This is a genomic window from Roseobacter sp. N2S (assembly GCF_031454055.1).
In the GTDB taxonomy this organism is placed as follows: Bacteria; Pseudomonadota; Alphaproteobacteria; order Rhodobacterales; family Rhodobacteraceae; genus Amylibacter.
Genome location: NZ_JAVDQB010000001.1, coordinates 1,103,983 through 1,124,944, shown reverse-complemented (window position 1 = coordinate 1,124,944; position 20,962 = coordinate 1,103,983). Strand labels below are relative to the sequence as shown.

Sequence of the window (20,962 nt, the reverse complement as noted above, 5' to 3'; positions counted from 1 at the left end):
CGCCTCTATTTTTCTGTTGTTTGGCCCAGTGATTTGATCGCTGTGACAACCTGCCCGACTTTAGACCCTAGCGAGCCCTTTACCATAGCAACGTCCCCTGAATCCAGCAGCCTATTTACCCGCGCGGCCATAGCTTGCGCATCGTCAAAATGCTGCCCCCGCTTACGGTCCGGCAGGGCTGCGTGAAGGGCGGCCATCAACGGGCCACTGGTGTGGATCAGGTCGATATCCGCCACACAGGGCAGTTCAGAAAGGTCTGCGTGCAGCGCTAATTCTTGTGGGCCAAGCTCTAACATATCGCCCAGAAACGCCACCCGCCGCCCTTGGGATACCCGCCCGATTGTGTCTACAGGTTCAGCGGCGGCCAGAACAGCAAGGGCTGCGGCCATCGACGTGGGATTGGCGTTATAACTCTCGTCGATCAGCTCGATCACCTCACCGGTTTCGCCAAGAACCACTTCAAAGCGTTGCCCCCGTCCGCTGGGTGCATGCCAACTGGCCAATGCCAGCATGGCTTGCGCGACATCGGCGCCAACCGCTTGCACTGCGCCTAGAACCGCCAGCGCATTCATCGCCAGATGGTCGCCCGCTGCGCCCAGTTTGAACAGAATGTCTTGCCCGTTCAGACGGGCCTCAACAGTGGTGACAGTGGTGGCGGTACGAGAGGCAACCAGTTGTATATCGGCCTGTTCTGCGCGCCCAAATAGAAGGGTCCGCCCCTCTTTGCGCGCGCGCCTTAGCAACGGCAGGGTTGGAATATCCGCATTCAGTACCGCAACACCCTTCGGGCCAAGCCCTTCAAAAATCTCGGCTTTTGCTTTGGCGATTTGGTCCACATCGTCAAAAGCGGCCATATGGACGGCTGCAACTGTGGTGATGACCGCCACATCCAGACGGGCCATTTGCGATAGGGGGCCGATTTCACCCGGATGGTTCATGCCGATTTCGATCACCGCAAAATCCGTGTCTTGCGGCATCCGTGCCAGTGTCAGGGGTACGCCCCAGTGGTTGTTAAAACTGCGCACCGCCGCATGAACTGCACCCTGCCCCGCAAGGGCGGTGCGCAACATTTCTTTGGTGCCGGTTTTCCCGACAGAGCCTGTAATCCCGATCACTTTGGCCTGTGTCCGCGCCCGTGCCGCCTGCCCCAAAGCTTCAAGTGCCGCCAGAACATCGGGTACAATCAACAGCGGCGCATCTGCGGCAACGCCTTCGGGGCGATGGGTGACAAGCGCTGCTGCCGCCCCTGATGCCAAGGCTTGCGCCACAAAATCATGGCCGTCGCGTATATCTTTCAGCGCGACAAACAAATCGCCTGCACGCAATTCGCGGGTGTCGATGGACACGCCACTGGCCACCCAGTCGCAACTGTTCTGTCCACCTGTGGCGGCTGCGGCGGCGGCGCTTGTCCAAAGCACGCTCATGCGCCCAACCCGTCAAGCGCGTGTACTGCAACGCTCGCCTGTTCCACGTCATCAAAGGGCAAAACATCATCGCCGACGATCTGGCCCTTTTCATGCCCTTTGCCTGCGATCAGCAGCGCATCGCCCGGTTGCAATGCATCCACACCAGCCAGAATCGCATAGGCGCGGTCGCCCACTTCGGTGGCTTCGGGGCAGTCAGTCAGAACCATGCGGCGGATCGCGGCAGGGTCTTCGCTGCGGGGGTTGTCGTCTGTCACAAAAACCACATCCGCATTGTCCCGCGCAGCAATACCCATCAAAGGGCGCTTGGTGGTGTCACGATCGCCACCTGCCCCGAACACCACGATCAAACGGCCCAGAACATGGGGGCGCAAGGCCCGCAGCGCAGTTTTCAACGCATCAGGTGTATGGGCGAAGTCCACAAAAACCGACGCCCCATTAGCGCGGGTTGCCGCCAGTTGCATCCGCCCCGGAACCGTTTGTAATTCAGGCAGACAGCGGAACACATCGCCGCTTTGTGCGCCACAGGCGATGGTCAGGGCGGCGGCGGTCAGCACGTTTTGCGCCTGAAATCCGCCGATCAGATTAAGCCGCGCGGCGTGGACTTCGCCGCGCCACGAAAACCGCACTTCCTGGCCTGTTGCGTCGAACCGCCCTGACAGGATTTGCAGATCACCCTTGCCCGTGCCGATGGTCACAACGTCCTGCCCCCGCGCGGTGGCAATTTTCACCAGTTCCGCGCCTTTGGCATCGTCGATGTTGATCACGGCAGAGCCTTCGGGCGGAAGAACCCGTGAAAACAGGCCCGCTTTGGCGTTAAAATACGCTTCGAACGTATCGTGATAATCAAGGTGGTCTTGGGTGAAATTCGTATAGGCCGCCGCGGTCAGCCAGACACCATCTAAGCGGCGTTGATCCAAACCGTGGCTCGACGCTTCCATTGCGGCGTGGGTGATGCCCTCGGATTCGAGCGTTTTCAGCAGCTTATGCAGGGTGACAGGTTCAGGTGTGGTATGGCTCATCGGGGCGGAATAGGCGCCCTCTACCCCAGTGGTGCCAAAGTTCACCGCGTCATAACCCAGTAGCTCCCAAATCTGGCGGGTGAAATTTGCGACGGAAGTTTTGCCGTTCGTCCCCGTCACTGCCACCATCGTGGCAGGTTGCGCCCCGTAAAACCGCGCAGCAGCCATGGCCAAGGCGCGGCGGGGGTCATCGTTCACAATCACAGGAACGGGAATATCACCCACATCATTCAGGGCAATGCCGTGGCCTTCGGCATCGGTCAGGATCGCACTGGCCCCCATGCGCAGGGCGTATTGGATAAAAGTGCCGCCGTGAACCAGCGATCCCGGCATCGCCGCGAACAGATCACCCGCCTTACAGGCGCGGCTGTCCACACAAATACCGTTGATTTCAATATCTGTCTGCGGGCCGTGTGTGGCTGTCAGCCCCAGCGATTGCAGGGTTCTAGCGGTCATGACAGCACTCCTTACCCGTGATCAGTTTCCAGACGCCATGTATTGAACATTTCCAGCAGACGCAACATTGGGCCGCAATCCTAGGATCGGCATCAAACGTGCGACCAGTTCAGCCGCAACAGGTACGGCAGTCCAGCCAGCGGTGCGGCGCATTTCGCCGTGGGCTTTGATAGAAGGTTCATCCAGCGTCACGATCAGCACATATTTTGGATCACTGGCTGGGAAAATACTGGCAAAAGTCGCGATCACCTTTTTGTCGTAATACCCGCCACCCGGTTTTGGCTTATCAGCACTGCCGGTCTTGCCTGCAACCTCATAGCCTTTCACCTCGCCAAAGCTGGCGGTGCCCCGAGTGACCACAGCGCGCAGCATCTTGACCAATTTGGTGGAGGTATCGCGAGACAGAACCTGTTCGCGTTGGGGGGGGATGGTTTCTTGGCGCAGCAGGGTCGGCTTTACCTTAAACCCGCCATTGCCCACCGCCGCATAAGCTGCCGCCAGATGCAGCGGCGTTGCGGCAATGCCGTGGCCATAAGAAATTGTCATTGTGGACAGTTCCGACCAATTTGGCGGCAACAACGGATGCACACTGCGGGTTTCGGGCAGTTCCACCGGAACCACGTCAAGGAAGCCCAGCTTCCCAAGCAATTCCTGCTGTGCCTTTGTACCTGTGGCCATAGCCAAACGGGCCGAGCCGATATTTGAAGATTGGACGATAATATCCGTGACCGACAATTCCTTGCCGTAATCATGGAAATCGCGGATTTTGAATTTACCCCAGCGCAGCGGGCCACGGGTGTCGATCATGGTGTCTTCGTTCACCTGCCCTTTTTCGAGGCTTAGCCCTGCGGCAAAAATCTTGAAGGTCGAGCCCAATTCGTACACGCCCTGACTGGCACGGTTAAACAGCGGGCTGTCGGACTGATCGCCTTTGGTCAAAACCCGCGGGCGGTCGTTAGGGTCAAAATCAGGTAATGAGGCCATGGACAGAATTTCACCGGTGTGAATATCCATCAGGATCGCGGCAGCGCCTTTGGCGTGCATCAGTTTCATGCCGCCAGACAGAACCTGCCGCATGGCAGATTGGGCGGTCAGGTCGATCGACAATGCCAGCGGAGCACCTTCGCGGGCCGGATCGCGCAGGGTCTCGTCGAAATACCGCTCCACACCTGCAACGCCGATCACTTCGGCAGCGTTCACGCCCTCTTTGCCAAAGCTGGCCCCCCCCAAGATATGGGCGGCCAGACGGCCATTGGGGTAGAGGCGCATTTCCCGTGGGCCAAACAACAGACCCGGCTCGCCCAGATCATGCACTTGCTGTTGCTGTTCGGGGCTGATTTTCTTTTTGATCCACAAGAACTTGCGCTTACCGGAAAAATCCTCGGTCAGGCGTTTCAGATCAAGATCGGGAAAAATTTTCACCAAACCTGCGGCGGCAGTTTGGGGATCAACCATCAAAGGCGGCTGGGCATAAAGCGCTGTGGTGGCCAGATTTGTGGCCAGAACCTCGCCGTTACGATCCACAATGTCGGCCCGTTGATTGGCGATTTGCGGGATGGATGCCGTTGAAACGGGTTCCGTCGGTTCAGAGGCAGACAGGCTGGCCATCCGCGTGCCAACCGTCAAAAACGCCGCAAAAAAGAACACACCCAGCACCAACAAACGACTTTCCGCCCGACGGCGCATTTTCATCTGGGTTTTTACATTGCGAATAGCGCGTTCTTCGGCCTCGATCAGATCGGGGTTTTCGCCCCTTTCGCGGGCATCAAGGACACGGGCTAGCGGGCGTAGCGGCGTTCTCATTACGGGAATTCCTTATCCGGTCCTGCGGTGGGCGCGCTGCTGGTGGAAACCGGATTGACCAATTCATTGACGTCAATTTCCACCTGCGGATAGGCCACCAATTCGACTTCTGCAAAATGTTCGGGCAACAGGGGCACCAGGCCCAATTCACCAAAATTCAAATCCACCAAATCACGCAGTCGGTTGGGGCGGTTCAAATAGGCCCATTCTGCGTTCAAAACCGAAATCGTTTCCCGTTCATGGGCGATTTGCTGTTGAAGCTCGGCAACGCGGCGCAGACTGGCCTGCGTTCGGTAATTTTCCTTATAGGCCCAATAGGCCACGCTGATCACCACGCCACAACAGATCATATAAAGAAATGTTTTCATTGACTTACACTCTTCAGGCTTAGTCTTGGCAGGCCCAATCCCGCAAAATCCACGTCGCCCACAGGGGCGTCTGTGCGCCGTGCAAGACGTAGTTTTGCGGATCGGGATCGGGGGTTAACGGCCAATTCGTCTTTGTCAGCGGTGATGGCCTTGCGCCCCAGCAATTCAAACTGCGGCTCAATGCGGTTTTCTTCGGGGGCCCAGCGGTTGCCCTTGGGTGTCATGCCCGCGCGGGCTGCCAAAAACCGTTTTACGATGCGATCTTCGAGCGAATGAAAGGTTACAACGGCCAGAACGCCGCCCGCCGCCAGAACCGATTCAGCGGCGTAAAGCCCGCGCACCAGCTGGCCCAATTCGTCGTTCACCGCAATGCGCAGCGCCTGAAAGGTGCGCGTGGCGGGATGGGCCATGCCGGGCTTACCCTTGGGCATAGTGGATTCGATGACTTCAACCAGTCGCGCAGTGGTTAGGATCGGCGCTTGTTTGCGTGCGGCCACCACAGCCGTTGCAATCCGGCGCGAGGCGCGCTCTTCGCCGTATTGAAAGAAAATATCAGCCAGTTCTGCTTCGGATGCGGTGTTCACCACATCTGCTGCGGTTTGCCCGGACTGGCTCATGCGCATATCAAGGGGGCCGTCTTTTTGAAAGGAAAAGCCCCGTTCAGCCTGATCAATCTGCATGGAAGACACGCCAATATCCAGCACAACACCATCCACAGGACCGGGAAGCAGCGCTTCCATATTGCCAAAGGTGCCTTCAATCAGCTGCAGGCGATCCCCGTAGGTGCCAGCCCAATCTGCGGCGCGCACGAAAACCTCGGGATCGCGATCAATGGCGAAAACAGTGTCAGCGCCTGCGTCCAGAAAAGCGCGTGTATAGCCGCCAGCGCCAAAGGTGCCATCCACCCAACGCCCCTGCATTGGTGCGACCGCTGATAAAATAGGGGCCAACAATACGGGAATATGCGGGGAAGCAGTCGGTTCAACCTGTTCCATGTCCGCGATTACCCTTCTGCCGCTGCCGCTGCCGTATCCAACAGAATCAATGGATCGAAATCTTCGTCCTCGTCATCCATCCAGTCTTCAAGTGATGCGGCGTGGGCGTCATAGGCGCTCGGCTCCCAGATTTGAAAGGTGTCGCCTGTTGCCACAAAGGTGGCTTCGTTTTTGATGCCGATCTTTTCACGCAGTTTAGGGGACAGCACCAGACGGCCCGTTTCATCCACGCTTAACTGTACGGATTGACCGGAAAACATATGTTCCAGCGCACGGCGGTTTTTGGACCCGCGTGGCAAAGCGGCGATCTTGTCGTCCACTTCTTCCATCGAGGTCATTGTATAGCCCTCGATGAAGTCGCGGGCCTTGCCGCCGTATACCAGTACCAGATTTGGGTTCAGACCGTCGGTCCATTCCGGATCGCCTTCCTCCAGAACACGTCGAAAGGCCGCAGGGATAGACACCCTGCCCTTGGCGTCCACTTTATGGACACTCTCGCCTCTGAACCGTCGTGCCACGAAGGGCGCTCCTTTTGTTCGTCGCCCCATTATTTTCGGGGCTTAAAAATGGTAACGGCGAACCAAGCTGCTGCCACTGCTTGATCCGCCGCCCTCGTCCCGATTATGGGCCGCCCGACTGTGGTGCCACCTTTGGGGGGTGTCTGCTCGCATTCCACGTCGGATCTCATATTCGATGTAGCTGGGCGCCTGTATGAAACCTGATTTGGCTTTACGGGGTCTTGGTGCCCCTTTTTGTTCCCAACGTCATCTTGCAAACAGGTATTGCATGGGAATTTATGGAAACCAAGCCTTTTTTATGGGAAAATCTGGTCAGCACTAAGGGAGGTACGTCTAAACCGCCCCATTATCGACAAAATTGATTGAAATTTTAGCCGTAGTAGTAAGTCACGGAAATTTTACCACTATATGTAGTATGCTAAAAAAGTTCCAAAATTTTCCCATATGATCCCATGACACCACAGTCCACTTTGGAACATACTGGGAACATAGCAAAATTTTGAATTTTTTTCGATTCGGAAATGCGATTCTTGGTCCGAATCTGGAATATGCCCCTCTATATATTGCGAGAAGCCTGCTGCGTCCCATAAAGTACCATAAAGACCATTTCAGCCCAAAAGCGGGGCTTCCATGTCACGCTCTGGACTCTGGGCGGGGTATTTTCGGTTAGGGAAGGTAGCGTTTGGCCTCAACCTCGCGCCCAAGCGCCTGTAAAACCTCTGCCAGCTTTTCACGCAGCTGCGGGGCGCGGGGTTCGATCGCCAGCGCCTGTTGATAAGCCTGCGCCGACAGATCCAGCGCGCCTTTTTCTTTTTGCAAATCCCCAACCAACCGCCACGCAGGCCAAAGCGTGTGCCGTTCTTCCAGCGCTTGCTGCGCCTGCGCCAAAGCCCCGTCATAATCCTTTAGGTAGGCAAGGATCAGCGCCAGATTGTACCGTTTATCCGCTTGCCCCTGCCCCCCGTCAGCCACCTCTTGAAACAGGGTTTTTGCAGCGTCGATATTGCCCAACTTTATTTGGGCCGCCCCCATCAACCCGCGCACATCGGGATGGTTGGGACTGTAGCGCAGGGCCTGTTCTGCTGCCTTAAGGGACTGCGCAGGCATATTGCGCTGCAGCAGGCTTTTGGACAGTTTCGCCCATGGGGTCGCCTGCGGCACGGCTTGCCTGTTCAATGTGCGGCGCAATGCATCCGAGGCACCGGCATCACCGCCCCCTGTGTAATCCAGAATTCCCATGGTCTTGTAGATCAGCGCATCGGACGGAGACAGGTTCAGGGTTTTGTCAAAGATCGACACCCCCCCGACAACGGCGGGTTCCTTAGCAATCCGCGCGGTCGGGTCACCTTGGGTTTGAGGCATCTGAATGCGGTGATCGGTCATGGTCACTTCGATCACATCTTGGGTTCGGCGCTCGGGCATGTGGCAACTGGTGCAATCGGGATTTTCGCCCAAAGCGGGATGCTGGCGATCCGCTGCACGCAACACAGGCAATCCCGTCGCGGTGGTTTCATGGCAGGACAGGCAAGCATTGCGGTAATGTTCAGCCCGTTGTTCCACAGGTAATTTCACGTGGGGGTCGTGACAGTTCAAACAGCCAAGCGCGCCCTCACTTTGGATGAAACATTCGCTTTGCTCCAACCGATAGGGGTGGTGGTTGATGTCAAAACGGTCCTGCGTGGCGCGGGTTGTATCCTCGATATCCAGAAAGACTTTGTAGTCGGAAATCAACTCACCAGGTCGAAAGGAATAAATACCGCGCCCCATGCGCAAGGGCGACGGAATCGCAACGCTCGGCTGCATGTGGCAACCATAGCAAATGCTGTAAAGTTGTTCGCGGGGCAGTTTTGCAGGCTGAACAATAGCAGCGTGGATTTCATCCAACTCTGCCTCGCCCGAAATAGCTTTGGCCACGTGATTTGCTCCGGGGCCGTGGCACCGCTGACAGCCAATCCCTTGGGGTAGATCAACAGGAAACGTATCCGGCTGGCCTTCGTCATCGCTACCAGCGGGCACATCGGGAAAGGCGTTGTGACAGGCCATACAGCGCCGCTTGACTTCGCGCAGAACACCCGTTTGATCAAAAAACTCAAACCCCGGCGCCATCGCCCATTTGCTGTCTTGCGTGTACCACGCCAGCGGCAATTGATACAGCATCCCGTCATTTGTACGATACAGATACACCCGCGAGTGATGGCCAGACCCCAGCACCCAATCCACCTTTTGTTCAAAGCGATTAATCTGCACCCCGTCCGCCGCGATCTGATAGCGGGTGAACCAATAGTCATCGCCGCGCAATTCCATTTCGTAATGACGGTCGGACGGGGCGTGATAGTAGTGATTGTTGGTAAAATCCTCGATTACCGTCGCGCGGCTGGGCTTGTGAAAGCTTTTCCCCATGCCCACCTTCTTGAAACTTTCGGCTTTGTCAGAATGGCACATGGCGCAGGTGGCATCGGGCACATAGCCCGCCGCCGCACCGCCTGTTACGGTGATGTCAAATTCCGCCAGCAGGGATTTTGTGGCCGGATCAACTGCTTGGGCAAAGGCAATGGGGGCAAATAGCATCACGCAAAACACCGCGCAAAACACAAATACCACTCTACGCAGAAACACCGCTGAACCCATGGATAACACCCTGTAAAATCGGTTGCTTTGAACGGGGTCAGCCTAGGCCTGCGCCCAACACACTGCAACCGGTGCAACCGAACCAGACGGGGAATATTTTCGCGGATGGCCTGTAAGCCGGATTTTGTCCCGGGGTTGCCCCCTTAGACGACCATTCATCTGGGCCTGCTGTTGCCAACAGGCTCTTGCAACCAACCCGGACCTGCTGGGGCAAAAGCAGCCCCGGATGTTGCCATCCACGCGATCCCTATTTGGTTTTGCTCCCAGCGGGGCTTGCCATGCCAGTGATGTTACCACCACCGCGGTGGGCTCTTACCCCACCGTTTCACCTTTACCTGCGCAAGCGCAGGAAGTCTGTTTTCTGTGGCGCTTTCCCTCGGGTTACCCCGGGCGGGCGTTACCCGCCGCCGTTGCTTTTTGGAGTCCGGACTTTCCTCACTTACGTGCAGCCGTCCAGCCATCCGCGAAGTCTTTCTCTAGCGCCCCATAGTGCCCAAGGTCAACGGCCTGACAGGGCCAATCTTGGGCCAATCCCACCATTAGTCCCACATCAAGTGCATCCAGTGGCCCCGTGACAAAGGGGCGGAACCGCAGGCGAAAGGCGTCCAGTATGATTTGCCAGCTTTCTGCGCTGTCATCTTTGGCGCGGTAACCGAAATAAAACGCCGCCGCGCGGAAAACCGTCCAGTCTGCGGCGCATTGGGCAGGGTCGGCCCAGATGGACAGACCACTTTGTGCCAGATCCTGCCAGTTGAAATAAGGGCCGGGGTCGATTTTGCGCCCGGGCGCCAGATCAGAATGGCCGATCACCCGTTCCGGTGGAATCCTGTGGCGCTGTAATACATCACCTAGAACCTGTTTTAACGCTGCTATCTGGGCGGCTGGAAACTGTGGTGTTTGGGACTCTGGCCCGCGATTGGCCAGCTCAAACCCGATGGAATGGGAATTCACATCCTCAACCCAGCCCCACTGCCCAGCGCCCGCATGCCACGCGCGATCCGCTTCGTCGACCAACTGGGTCACACGGCCCGTTTCATCAATCACATAATGGGCAGAAACTTCGGCCGATGGATCACACAGACGTTCGATTGCCGCCTGCGCTGTTTCCATTCCCGTGTAATGCAGAACCACCATATCAGGGGTCAGCCCGTGACGCCGCGGGCCGCAATTTACAGAGGCCTGCACCTCAGCCAACGCTAGTTTTGCAGCAAGCTGCGATAGGTGTTGGGGTTCCAGCTACAGGCGAATCCGTCACCATCACTGTCCAGATTGCGACGGTCCTTTTGAGGGCCACCTGCTTCTAGGAACGCGCGCTGTGCGCCATCGGGGTCATTGCGGTAACGCCCGCATCCTGACTGGCTGCTGTTAGAGCGGCTGTAGGTTTTTGTGCCAATGGCCTGCTTTTGTGACAGGGCATAGGCTGGCAAATTGGTGTCATCTTTGCGCTGGGGCAACGGCTCGGGTTCAATGATCTGATAGCTTTGACGCAGGGCGGCCAATTTAGCCGCATCCGAGGCGATGGTTTCCTGTTCCTTCACCGCAGCAAAGTCCTGCGTATTGGAGATCGCTGCATTTTCAGTGCCAACAACGGGCAAAGGTTGCGGATTGCCACTGGCATCCGCAGGCAATTGCACCGTATCACCCCCGACTTCAGCATCGGACAAACGTTGCCGCTCTATCTGCAAGGCCGCCGGATCGGGCGTGATATTGTCGAAATACTGGTCCTGATCATTGGGGACTTCTGTCGTACATCCCGCCAGAAACCCAGCCACCAAAACTGTTGCCAATAACCCGCGCATCTTACTTTCCTTGCTTTGAACTTTGTAAACTTACCACCATTTATCAGCCTTGGAAACAAACCCGGCGGCTTGTTCCAATGCATAAGCGGTGTTCAGCATGTCGGCTTCTTCCCAAGGCTTGCCAATCAATTGCAGCCCCAGCGGCAGACCTTGTGAATCAAGCCCTGTCGGAACCGAGACCCCCGGCAATCCGGCAAGGTTCACGGTCACGGTAAACACATCATTCAGGTACATTTTCACCGGATCTGCATCTGCCATTTCCCCAAGCCCAAAGGCCGCAGACGGCGTGGCCGGGGTCAGGATCGCATCAACACCACTGGCGTAAACGTCTTCAAAGTCTTTCTTGATCAGCGTGCGCACCCGCTGGGCGCGACGGTAATAGGCATCGTAAAACCCCGCCGACAACACATAAGCCCCGATCATAATGCGGCGCTGTACCTCTTTGCCAAAACCTTCGGCGCGGGTGCGGGCGTACATCTCGTGAATGCCTTCACCTTTTTGCAGTTTGGCGCGGTGGCCGTAGCGTACACCATCATAACGCGCCAGATTGGACGAGGCCTCGGCAGGGGCCAGAACATAATAGGCCGGCAGCGCGTATTTGGTGTGCGGCAAAGACACATCAACAATTTCAGCCCCCGCATCCCGCAACATGGCCGCGCCATCATCCCACAGCTTTTCGATTTCAGCAGGCATGCCGTCCAGACGGTATTCTTTCGGGATACCGATCTTTTTACCACGAATGTCGCCCGTCAGGGCTGCCTCAAAATCGGGTACCGCAAAATCTGCGCTGGTGCTGTCTTTGGCATCATGCCCCGCAATTGCATTCAGGAAAATCGCGCTGTCACGTACGGTTTTGGTCATCGGCCCCGCCTGATCCAAAGATGACGCAAAAGCAATAATGCCCCAACGCGACACACGCCCGTAGGTCGGCTTAACCCCGACAATGCCGGTAAAGGCCGCTGGCTGGCGGATTGACCCGCCCGTGTCCGTGCCGGTCGCAGCCAGACACAAATCGCCAGAAACCGCCGCAGCAGACCCACCGGATGACCCACCCGGCGTCAACGCAACATCAGACCCCTGCCGCCGCCAAGGATTGATCGCCGCGCCATACGCGCTGGTTTCATTGGACGAGCCCATGGCGAATTCATCCATGTTCAACTTGCCCAGCATCACCGCCCCCGCGCCCCACAATTTTGTGGTCACAGTGCTTTCATATTCTGGCTTAAAACCTTCAAGAATATTCGACGCCGCCTGACTGGCCACCCCTTTGGTGCAAAACAGGTCTTTGATCCCCAAAGGAATCCCGCACAGATCCGGCGCATCCCCAGTGGCCAAACGCGCATCGGCTGCCTTGGCTTGATCCAACGCCAATTCCGGTGTCTTTACCGAATAGGCGTTCAGCGCATCTGATCCTGCCACAGCCGTATTACAGGCCTCAGTCAGTTCAACCGCTGAAATTTCTTTGCTGCGCAGCTTGTCGCGTGCGTCTGCAATGGTCAGGCTGTTTAATCCGCTCATGTCTTACTCCACAACCTTAGGCACTGCGAAAAAACCTTCGCGGGCATCTGGCGCATTGGCCAGAATTTTCGCTTGCTGATCCCCGTCCGTGACTGCATCAACCCGCCGTTTCAACTTCATCGGTGTAACAGATGTCATCGGCTCAACGCCTTCGACATCTACTTCGTTCAATTGCTCCATAAAGCCGAGGATGCCGTTTAATTCGCCAGCCAGCGCGTCGAGCTGGTCTTCGGCCACTTCGATACGGGCCAGATGTGCCACTTTGCGGGCAGTGTCTTTGTCAATGGACATGGGGTAATCCACTCTCTTTGTCACAGATATTTCAGGGCGAACCTTTATCCCTGCACAACAGCCAAGACAACCCGTCAATCTGTCCTCCACAGATTCCGGCTTCTTCTTTCTGAAAATATCCCGGGGTTTGGGGCAGCGCCCCATTTCTCCGGCCCCCTACACCCGCCGCGCCGCAAAAAAATCCCGCAACAACGCAGCCGCAGCATCCTCACCGATCCCGTCATAGACTTCGGGCGCGTGATGGCACTGGGGATGGTCAAACACCCGTGGCCCCTGTGCCACACCGCCTGATTTCGGATCGCCCGCGCCGTAATACAACCGCGCAATCCGTGCGTTGGATATGGCCGCCGCACACATGGGACAGGGTTCCAGCGTTACATACAAGTCTGCGCCGACCAAACGTTCCACCCCTTTCAACGCACAGGCGGCGCGAATGGCCAGGATTTCCGCATGGGCGGTTGGGTCGTTTAATTCCCGCGTGCGATTGCCTGCTGTGGCCAGAACCGAACCAGCCATGACAACCACAGCACCCACAGGCACCTCGCCCCGATCACCAGCGGCCCGTGCTGCGTCCAATGCGGCATCCATATAAGAAGTAAATTCCATTCCCCAGCCATAGCCCGCGCAGTTCCCTTGGACAACCACAGCAATCCCCCCTATAGCGGGGCCATGAGCAATGACATCACAGCCGAAGGCGAGCGTATCGCCAAATTCCTGTCCCGCGCGGGCGTTGCCTCGCGTCGTGAGATCGAACGTATGATCGAAGCAGGCCGCATCAACCTGAATGGCCAACTTTTGACCACCCCCGCAATCAAAGTGACCGAAAAAGATGTGATTACCGTTGACGGCAATCCGGTGGCGGAAAAACAACCTGCCCGGTTGTGGCTGTATAATAAACCCCCCGGACTTGTGACATCAGAACGGGATGAAAAGGGCCGCCAGACCGTGTTTGACGCCCTGCCAGAGTCCCTGCCCCGTGTTTTGTCTGTGGGTCGGCTGGATTTGAACTCTGAGGGTCTGCTGTTGCTGACCAATGACGGCGAGATCAAACGCAAATTGGAACTGCCTTCCACCGGATGGGTGCGTAAATACCGTGTTCGGGTCAAAGGCTCCCCCACTGAATCCACCATCGAACCGCTGCGCAAAGGCGTCACGGTGGATGGCGAGCGGTTTCAGCCGATGGAAATCAGCATCGACAAACAACAGGGCGCGAATGCCTGGCTGACCATCAGTCTGCGCGAAGGTAAAAACCGCGAGATTCGGCGCGCTGTTGAAATGGTTGGCCTGACCGTGAACCGTCTTATCCGCACTTCTTATGGCCCGTTTCAGTTGAAACTGCTGAAATCTGGCGAAGTGGAAGAGATCAAACCAAAGGTGCTGCGCGATCAACTGGGGCTGGAGGCACCACCGGCACACGCCAAAAAGAAAGACACTCGCCGCGTGTCGCGCGATGTGAAATCGCGGCGTGCACAACCGCCGCGCAAGCCCAAACGTTAACTTTTCGGCATGTGAAGTGCAGTAGGTATTTAGGCTCTAAAGAAGCTGTGGGGCTGCCCTGCTGCTTTGGGGGATTGATGTATTTTGCGCGAGTCCATCTGTTCACATGCAGGCATGTGCGACTTCTTCATGCGCAAGTCTTTGCGGCTATTCGCTGAGCGAGATGTTTCCGGCCATTTGACGGCCATCAACCCCATCCACCATTTCAAATTCAACAGGCTGGTTGTTTTCCAGAGTTTGCAAACCAGACGCCTGAACTTGCGAAATATGCACAAAAATGTCCTGACCGCCGCCTTGAGGCTCGATAAATCCATAGCCCTTGTCAGCGTTGAACCACTTGACCATACCTTTGGCCATCGTCGTATTCCCTTCGTATTCAGCCACACCATTTTGCTGCGGCTTTTCCGTTTCGCCCTGCGTGGACGCGTCTGCGCCTGATTTTCGGCCCAGACGCGCTGCACCCATGACGCGACGTCACTTAGTTTAACGGAAGCGGCGATTCCTACAAAATGGAAAAGATTTCACGATTTTAACGGGTTATCCACGCAGCTTTCGCTAAAGTTGCAGAGTGCAGCGTCAGAGTGCGAAAACAGCAGGTCGGCGGATTCACCCTGATTCCGCCGGTCCAGATTGTTTTGCGATCGCTTGCTCTTGCCCCGTTGGATGCGTTAAATACAACGGAATTTACATCATTTTCGAGGACATCACGCGATGGCTGAACTGCTAACTTTTGAGAACTTCGCCAATCTGGGCGTATTGATTTTCCTTCAGGCCGTGCTTGGGTTTGACAATCTTCTGTATATTTCGATCGAAAGCCAACGCGCCCCGAAAGAGTATCAGAAATCCGTGCGCTTCTGGGGCATTATCATCGCGGTGGGGCTGCGGATTGTGCTGCTGTTTACCATGATCCGGCTGATTGACGCCCTGAAAGACCCGTTTTACATCTTTAACATCCCCGGTGTTTTGACCGGCGGCGTTAACTTCTCTACCATGGTGTTTGTGATTGGCGGTATCTTCATCATGTACACCGCCTTTAAAGAGATCACCCATATGCTGACGATTCATGAACTGGGTCATGCGGGGGGTAAAAAATCATCAAAGTCCGCTCGTCAGGTGGTTTTGCTGATCGTGATGATGAACCTGATTTTCAGCTTTGATTCCATTCTTTCCGCCCTCGCGATCACCGATGTCTTCCCCGTTCTGGCCATTGCGATCCTTGCGTCTGGTCTTGCCATGCTGTTGCTGGCCGATGGTGTGACCACGTTTTTGCAAAAGAACCGCATGTACGAAGTGCTTGGCTTGTTTATTCTGCTGATTGTTGGCGTCGTTCTGCTGGGAGAGGCTGGCCCCGCTGCCGCCCACGCCATGCACAACGATGATCTGCAAATCAGGGTGTTTGGCTATGAATTGTTGCCAATGTCCAAAACCACCTTCTACTTTTCAGTTGTGGTACTGGTTATCGTTGAAATCGTGCAAACTGGATACCAGCGCAAACTGGCAGCAGAACGCGGGAAAAACAGCCATTAACGCCCGGACCTTGCCAGCACCTAAAACGGGTCAACCTTGGCGTAGATACGCGCATATGGCTAAAATCTAAGGCGAATTTTTGCCGAGAGCGGCGGGGTTTTCAGGGATATTCCCAGAAAATACCCGCCAAAAGCCTAGTAACCAAGCGCCCTCCCCCATATATTGCCCCCATATTGTTAGGGAACGGGATTAACGCCGTCGCCACGGGGGAACTATGTCTGCGCCAACTTTGCAGTGGCTATCTTATATCGTGCTCTGCGCGACTATTTTGACTGTCTCCCTTGGCAGTTTCGGAAGCCTGTCCTGATGGCGCAGAAATTCGGTGGCGCGCATAGCCCCACAGGCCCGCAAACGGGGCGCGAGGATACGCCTGCGCTGAAACCCGTTAACAAATTTCGCGGCCGTAAGGTTCACAAATCCGACATCCGTACCAAACTGCTGTTTTTGCTGCCCCTACCCCTGTTGTTTTCCGGCATCGGAGAGATGCGGGCGCAAAACGCGACGGGCATGGTAGCGGAATTCGGCGCCTTGGTGATCCTATTGCTAGCCGCTTGGCTGTTGCGCGACGGTTTGCAGGCCGAGGATGCCTATAACAGTCGCAAGATCGCCCGCCCGCCTGTGATTCCGCGCAAGATTTTCGCCACCGCCTTGACGGGGATCGGGGTCTGCGTTGCCGCAGCTTTCGGCATGAAGGCCAGCCTGCCTGCCGCGCTGGTCTACGGTGTGATTGCCAGTGCCGCCCATTTGTTCAGCTTTGGTATTGATCCCCTGCGCAAAAAGGGCATGGAGGGCATGTCCGACTTTGAAACAGAGCGGGTTGCCAAAGTAGTGGACAAGGCCGAAGCCCTGCTGGCCGAAACCTTGGCAGCATCCCGCGGGATCGGGGATCGGCGGATTGAACAGCGGGTCGAAACACTGGCAGCCGCCGTGCGCGACATGTTCCGCACTGTCGAAGACGACCCCCGCGATCTGTCTGGTGCGCGTAAATTTCTTGGCGTTTATCTGCGCGGTGCGCGGGATGCTACCATCAAGTTTGCTGAATTAAACACCAAAACACAGGATGCCGCAGCCAAGGCGAAATACGAATCCTTGCTTACCGATCTGGAAGCCAGCTTTAATACCCAACGTGAAACGATGATGTTGGATAACCGCACGGACCTTGATGTGGAAATCGAGGTTTTGCGCGACCGACTGAAACAAGAAGGCCTGAAGGCCAGTTAACAGGAGATCCCCAATGTCCAACATCCGCGATAAAGCCGAAGGCTCGCTGAAAGCCGTGGAAGAGATCAATGCCGTGGTTCTGCCCGAACCCAGCAACGATCTGATCGTGGTGTCCGACCTGGCCCCCGACCTACAGAAATCCATCAAATCGCGGATGGATGAAATCAACATGGACAATACCCAGTCGATCATTGAATTCGGGTCCAAAGCCCAAGCGGAATTGCAGGAAATCAGTCAGGAAATGCTGTCTGGTGTGCGCAACAAGGACGTTGGCCCTGCAGGGGAATCCCTGCGCAATATGGTTACGTCAATCCGTGGTTTTTCCATTGATGAACTGAACCCCAACCGCAAACTATCCTGGTGGGAGAAAATTCTGGGCCGCGCTGCCCCTGTGGCGAAATTCATGGCCAAATACGAAGACGTTCAGGGCCAGATCGACAAGATCACGGATGAATTGCTGGAACATGAACATGTTTTGCTGAAAGACATCAAATCGCTGGACAAGCTTTATGGCAAAACGCTGGCCTTCTACGACGAACTGGCGCTCTACATCGCTGCGGGTGAGGAAAAGCTGAAAGAACTGGATGGCAAGATCATTCCAGCTAAGGAAAAAGAGGTCGAAAAAGCGCCGCAAGATAAGGGTGTCTTGCGCGCACAGGAGTTGCGGGATCTACGCTCAGCGCGGGACGATCTGGAACGCCGCGTGCATGACCTGAAACTGACCCGTCAGGTGACCATGCAGTCCTTGCCATCCATCCGGTTGGTGCAGGAAAACGACAAATCGCTGGTGACAAAGATCAACTCGACGCTGGTGAACACGGTGCCATTGTGGGAAACTCAATTGGCGCAGGCTGTAACCATTCACCGCTCACGCGAAGCCGCTGAAGTGGTGCGTCAGGCCAATGATCTGACCAACGAACTGCTGGAAAGCAATGCCGCCAACTTGCAACAAGCCAACCGCGAAGTGCGTAAACAGATGGAGCGGGGCGTGTTTGATATCGAAAGCATCAAGAAGGCCAATCAGTATCTGATCGACACGATCGAAGAAAGTCTGTCCATTGCGGATGAGGGCAAGGCCAAACGGGCCGAGGCGGAAAAAGAGCTGATCAATATGGAAGGGGAATTGAAGAAAACCCTCTCTGCCGCTAAGGCCAAATCCACCGGAACCGGCGACAATATTGGAACGAGTACAGGCGCTTAGGCACGAACGGCGAACCGAACAGCAAATGAAACTTTCGCATATTCTAGTGCTGGTCGCCCTGTTCGGGGCAGGCTGCGAAGCGGTGCCACCCACGCCCGTTGTCGCCCCTGCGCCCGTTGCCAAACCTGCGCCCTCCAAGCCCAAAGTCTCTGAGGAAAGCACCCGCATCGCGGCTTATTATGCATCGGTTCAGACCCGTTTGCTGGCGCAGGGCAAGTTGCGGCAGGATTTCAATCCGCCCGATGCGCCGTTCAACACCGATACTTTGGTGCGGAACTTTGAAAAAGTCGCGCTTTACGATGAATACACCAATCAAGAAGGCGTTTTCGTCGAGGAGCAGACCGCATCTTATCTGCGGCGCTGGCAAAAACCTGTGCGGGTGGGGTTGTATTTCGGGGCCTCGGTCACGCCCGACCAACGGGTCAAGGACCGTAAGTTTGTCAGCGCTTTTGCCAACCGCCTGGCGGGGCTGACGGGGCTGAACATCCGCCTGACGTCAATCAAAAACGCCAATTTTGTCATGCTGTTCCTGAACCGAGACGAACAAAAGATTGATCCGGGGTTGCTGGCGGCCAATGTGCCCCAATTGCTGCCATCTATCGTGCGGGAAATCGAAACCAGTCCGCGCAATATCTTTTGTGTGGCTTACGCGCTGTCAAATGCAGACAATCCAACCGATTATTCCGGCGCGGTTATTCTGGTCAAAGGCGAACACAGCGACGTCATGCGCCGATCCTGTATCGAGGAAGAAATGACCCAAGCCTTGGGGCTTGCCAATGACGACCCGACTGTCCGCCCGTCTATTTTCAACGACGACGAAGAATTTGCGCTACTGACACGCCACGACGAAATTCTACTTAAAATGCTATATGATCCGCGTCTGCGCGTAGGCATGACCCCTGAACGGGCCCGCCCCTTGCTACATTCCGTAGCCGAAGACGCGCTGAAACAAAGCCATATCTAACAGGAGATGAACCCATGGGTATTTTAGACTTTCTGACGGGCGAATTTATCGACGTCATCCATTGGACCGACGACACCCGTGACACAATGGTCTGGCGCTTTGAGCGGGAAGGCCATGAAATCAAATACGGCGCGAAACTGACCGTGCGCGAAGGTCAGGCGGCCGTGATGGTGCATGAAGGGCAGTTGGCAGATGTGTTCCAGCCCGGGCTTTATATGTTGGAAACCAACAACATGCCGATCATGACCACCCTGCAATATTGGGATCATGGCTTTGAAAGTCCGTTCAAATCTGAAATCTACTACGTCAACACCACGCGGTTTACCGATCTGAAATGGGGCACCAAAAACCCGATTATCTGCCGCGATCCCGAATTCGGCCCTGTGCGCATCCGCGCCTATGGCACCTATGAAATCAAAGTGGCGGATCCGGCTAAATTCATGTCTGAAATTGTCGGCACAGACGGCGAATTCACCATGGATGAAATCAGCTTTCAAATCCGCAACATCATCACGTCACAGTTTTCTGCGGCCATCGCGGGATCGGGCATTCCTGTGCTGGATATGGCGGCGAACACCCTTGATCTGGGCAAACTTCTGGCCAGCAAAATCGCCCCTGCCTTGGCGGAATACGGTCTGGATTTGCCCAGCCTTTACATCGAAAACATCTCTTTGCCGCCAAAAGTAGAAGAGGCACTGGACAAACGGACCTCTATGGGGCTAGCGGGTGATCTGGACCAGTTCATGAAATATTCAGCCGCTGAAGCTATGAGCAACCCGAACTCTGCCGCGGGCGGGTCTATGGCTGCGGGTTTGGGCGCTGGCATGGGGATGAGCATGGCGCAGCAGTTGGCGCAACAACAGGCCAACAGCGGCCCTTGGGGTGCGCGCCCCGCGCCACAAGCCGCACCCGTAGCACCACCGCCGCCGCCCGTTGAAAAAGTCTGGCACACCGCCACAAACGGGCAAACCAGCGGGCCGTTTTCCCGCGCCAGCCTTGGCCGCATGGCCGCAGATGGCACGCTCAGTCGTGAAACCCATGTCTGGACCGCAGGCCAAGACGGCTGGAAACGCGCCGCCGAGGTGATTGAACTGGCACAATTGTTCACCGTAATGCCCCCGCCACCGCCCCCCGTCGATTGATCCTGTGCCCCGAACGGCATCCTCAGACGGCATTAAAGCCCGTATATTTGCAGCGCTGCCCCAGCGCCGCACCACCCTGAAATGGCTGCATTGGACCATGCTGCCGCTGCTGATCTGGTTTGTTCTGGTTCAGCCCAAAGACGTGGTGCCCATCGGCCGCTGGGCCTTTCTGATCCACTCCAATCTGGCGGTGGTCTTTGTGTCGATCTCCCTGTTCTGGACCGCAGACCTGATGCGGCGCGGTCTGGCCAGCCGCCCTGGCCCCAAACTGCCGCTTTGGGCGAAACGTACCCATCAGATCATGCATAAAGTCATCATCTGGGGCCTGTTTACCGTTGCTTTCACTGGTTTTTTACTGGGGTTAACCTCCAGCGTTTTACTCAAAGCAGGTGGCTTCCTGCCAATCGCCCCACCGCTGGGATTGCGCCAAGCCAACGCTTTTGTCGGCACGTTCCACATCATCCAATTCTATATTCTGGCCGCCATTGTCGCGCTGCATGCGGGTTTCCACATCTGGCGTCACTTTCGCTTGCACGACAACGCCCTGCGTATCATGGTGCCCAAAACCTTTCACCGCTGGCTCTGAGG

Annotated in this window: 19 protein-coding genes, 1 other RNA gene and 1 pseudogene; 7 read left to right on the top strand and 14 right to left on the bottom strand. The window is 56.2% G+C overall.

Annotated features, from left to right (window positions below; genetic code table 11):
* Positions 1-5 precede the first annotated feature (5 nt).
* The 13 genes and pseudogenes from murF to GGE09_RS05485 all read right to left on the bottom strand — a co-directional run bounded on the left by murF (position 6) and on the right by GGE09_RS05485 (position 13,428).
* Positions 6-1,424 (bottom strand): UDP-N-acetylmuramoyl-tripeptide--D-alanyl-D-alanine ligase, encoded by a 1,419-nt coding sequence (gene murF / locus GGE09_RS05545; RefSeq protein ID WP_309744655.1) that lies wholly within the window; start codon positions 1,422-1,424, stop codon positions 6-8.
* Positions 1,421-2,902 carry a UDP-N-acetylmuramoyl-L-alanyl-D-glutamate--2,6-diaminopimelate ligase gene (locus GGE09_RS05540; RefSeq protein WP_309744653.1) on the bottom strand — a complete coding sequence of 494 codons (1,482 nt, stop codon included), beginning with the start codon at positions 2,900-2,902 and terminating at the stop codon, positions 1,421-1,423. Before GGE09_RS05540 ends, murF begins: the two co-directional genes overlap by 4 nt.
* A gap of 21 nt (positions 2,903-2,923) precedes the next feature.
* Complete coding sequence (locus GGE09_RS05535; protein ID WP_309744651.1) at positions 2,924-4,705, bottom strand: penicillin-binding protein 2; 1,782 nt, start codon at positions 4,703-4,705, stop codon at positions 2,924-2,926.
* Positions 4,705-5,073 (bottom strand): cell division protein FtsL, encoded by a 369-nt coding sequence (locus GGE09_RS05530; protein WP_309744649.1) that lies wholly within the window; start codon positions 5,071-5,073, stop codon positions 4,705-4,707. Before GGE09_RS05530 ends, GGE09_RS05535 begins: the two co-directional genes overlap by 1 nt.
* Positions 5,070-6,068 (bottom strand): 16S rRNA (cytosine(1402)-N(4))-methyltransferase RsmH, encoded by a 999-nt coding sequence (gene rsmH / locus GGE09_RS05525; RefSeq protein ID WP_309744647.1) that lies wholly within the window; start codon positions 6,066-6,068, stop codon positions 5,070-5,072. Before rsmH ends, GGE09_RS05530 begins: the two co-directional genes overlap by 4 nt.
* An 8-nt stretch (positions 6,069-6,076) precedes the next feature.
* Positions 6,077-6,586 carry a division/cell wall cluster transcriptional repressor MraZ gene (gene mraZ / locus GGE09_RS05520; protein WP_309744645.1) on the bottom strand — a complete coding sequence of 170 codons (510 nt, stop codon included), beginning with the start codon at positions 6,584-6,586 and terminating at the stop codon, positions 6,077-6,079.
* 666 nt (positions 6,587-7,252) lie between these two features.
* Positions 7,253-9,154 carry a tetratricopeptide repeat protein gene (locus GGE09_RS05515; protein ID WP_309744643.1) on the bottom strand — a complete coding sequence of 634 codons (1,902 nt, stop codon included), beginning with the start codon at positions 9,152-9,154 and terminating at the stop codon, positions 7,253-7,255.
* 157 nt (positions 9,155-9,311) lie between these two features.
* An RNA gene (gene rnpB, locus GGE09_RS05510) (RNase P RNA component class A) lies at positions 9,312-9,679 on the bottom strand.
* A 306-nt stretch (positions 9,680-9,985) separates the two neighbouring features.
* Positions 9,986-10,348, bottom strand: a pseudogene (locus GGE09_RS05505) (N-acetylmuramoyl-L-alanine amidase); the annotation flags it as partial.
* 62 nt (positions 10,349-10,410) lie between these two features.
* Positions 10,411-11,013 carry a hypothetical protein gene (locus GGE09_RS05500; RefSeq protein WP_309744642.1) on the bottom strand — a complete coding sequence of 201 codons (603 nt, stop codon included), beginning with the start codon at positions 11,011-11,013 and terminating at the stop codon, positions 10,411-10,413.
* A 30-nt stretch (positions 11,014-11,043) separates the two neighbouring features.
* Positions 11,044-12,531, bottom strand: coding sequence for an Asp-tRNA(Asn)/Glu-tRNA(Gln) amidotransferase subunit GatA (gene gatA / locus GGE09_RS05495; RefSeq protein ID WP_309744640.1), 1,488 nt, complete (start codon positions 12,529-12,531; stop codon positions 11,044-11,046).
* A gap of 3 nt (positions 12,532-12,534) precedes the next feature.
* On the bottom strand, positions 12,535-12,822 hold the full coding sequence (gene gatC / locus GGE09_RS05490) for an Asp-tRNA(Asn)/Glu-tRNA(Gln) amidotransferase subunit GatC (RefSeq protein WP_309744638.1): 288 nt from the start codon (positions 12,820-12,822) through the stop codon (positions 12,535-12,537).
* 156 nt (positions 12,823-12,978) lie between these two features.
* On the bottom strand, positions 12,979-13,428 hold the full coding sequence (locus tag GGE09_RS05485; protein WP_309744636.1) for a nucleoside deaminase: 450 nt from the start codon (positions 13,426-13,428) through the stop codon (positions 12,979-12,981).
* Positions 13,429-13,491: 63 nt separating this feature from the next.
* On the opposite strand from GGE09_RS05485, the gene GGE09_RS05480 reads away from it, so the two are divergent.
* Positions 13,492-14,319, top strand: coding sequence for a pseudouridine synthase (locus GGE09_RS05480; RefSeq protein WP_309744634.1), 828 nt, complete (start codon positions 13,492-13,494; stop codon positions 14,317-14,319).
* 147 nt (positions 14,320-14,466) lie between these two features.
* On the opposite strand, the gene GGE09_RS05475 is transcribed toward GGE09_RS05480, so the two are convergent.
* Positions 14,467-14,784 carry a cold-shock protein gene (locus GGE09_RS05475; protein ID WP_309744632.1) on the bottom strand — a complete coding sequence of 106 codons (318 nt, stop codon included), beginning with the start codon at positions 14,782-14,784 and terminating at the stop codon, positions 14,467-14,469.
* A 246-nt stretch (positions 14,785-15,030) separates the two neighbouring features.
* Between GGE09_RS05475 and GGE09_RS05470 the strand changes: the two genes are divergently transcribed.
* The 6 genes from GGE09_RS05470 to GGE09_RS05445 all read left to right on the top strand — a co-directional run bounded on the left by GGE09_RS05470 (position 15,031) and on the right by GGE09_RS05445 (position 20,960).
* On the top strand, positions 15,031-15,846 hold the full coding sequence (locus GGE09_RS05470; protein WP_309744630.1) for a TerC family protein: 816 nt from the start codon (positions 15,031-15,033) through the stop codon (positions 15,844-15,846).
* Between the two features lie 306 nt (positions 15,847-16,152).
* A complete protein-coding gene (locus GGE09_RS05465) occupies positions 16,153-17,067 on the top strand; it encodes a 5-bromo-4-chloroindolyl phosphate hydrolysis family protein (protein ID WP_309744628.1) in 915 nt (304 codons plus the stop codon).
* A 13-nt stretch (positions 17,068-17,080) separates the two neighbouring features.
* Positions 17,081-18,268, top strand: coding sequence for a toxic anion resistance protein (locus tag GGE09_RS05460; RefSeq protein WP_309744626.1), 1,188 nt, complete (start codon positions 17,081-17,083; stop codon positions 18,266-18,268).
* A gap of 25 nt (positions 18,269-18,293) precedes the next feature.
* On the top strand, positions 18,294-19,232 hold the full coding sequence (locus GGE09_RS05455; protein ID WP_309744624.1) for a DUF2927 domain-containing protein: 939 nt from the start codon (positions 18,294-18,296) through the stop codon (positions 19,230-19,232).
* 14 nt (positions 19,233-19,246) lie between these two features.
* Entirely contained in the window at positions 19,247-20,374 is a 1,128-nt protein-coding gene (locus GGE09_RS05450) for an SPFH domain-containing protein (protein WP_309744622.1), read from the top strand.
* 4 nt (positions 20,375-20,378) lie between these two features.
* Complete coding sequence (locus GGE09_RS05445; protein WP_309744619.1) at positions 20,379-20,960, top strand: cytochrome b/b6 domain-containing protein; 582 nt, start codon at positions 20,379-20,381, stop codon at positions 20,958-20,960.
* Positions 20,961-20,962 lie beyond the last annotated feature (2 nt).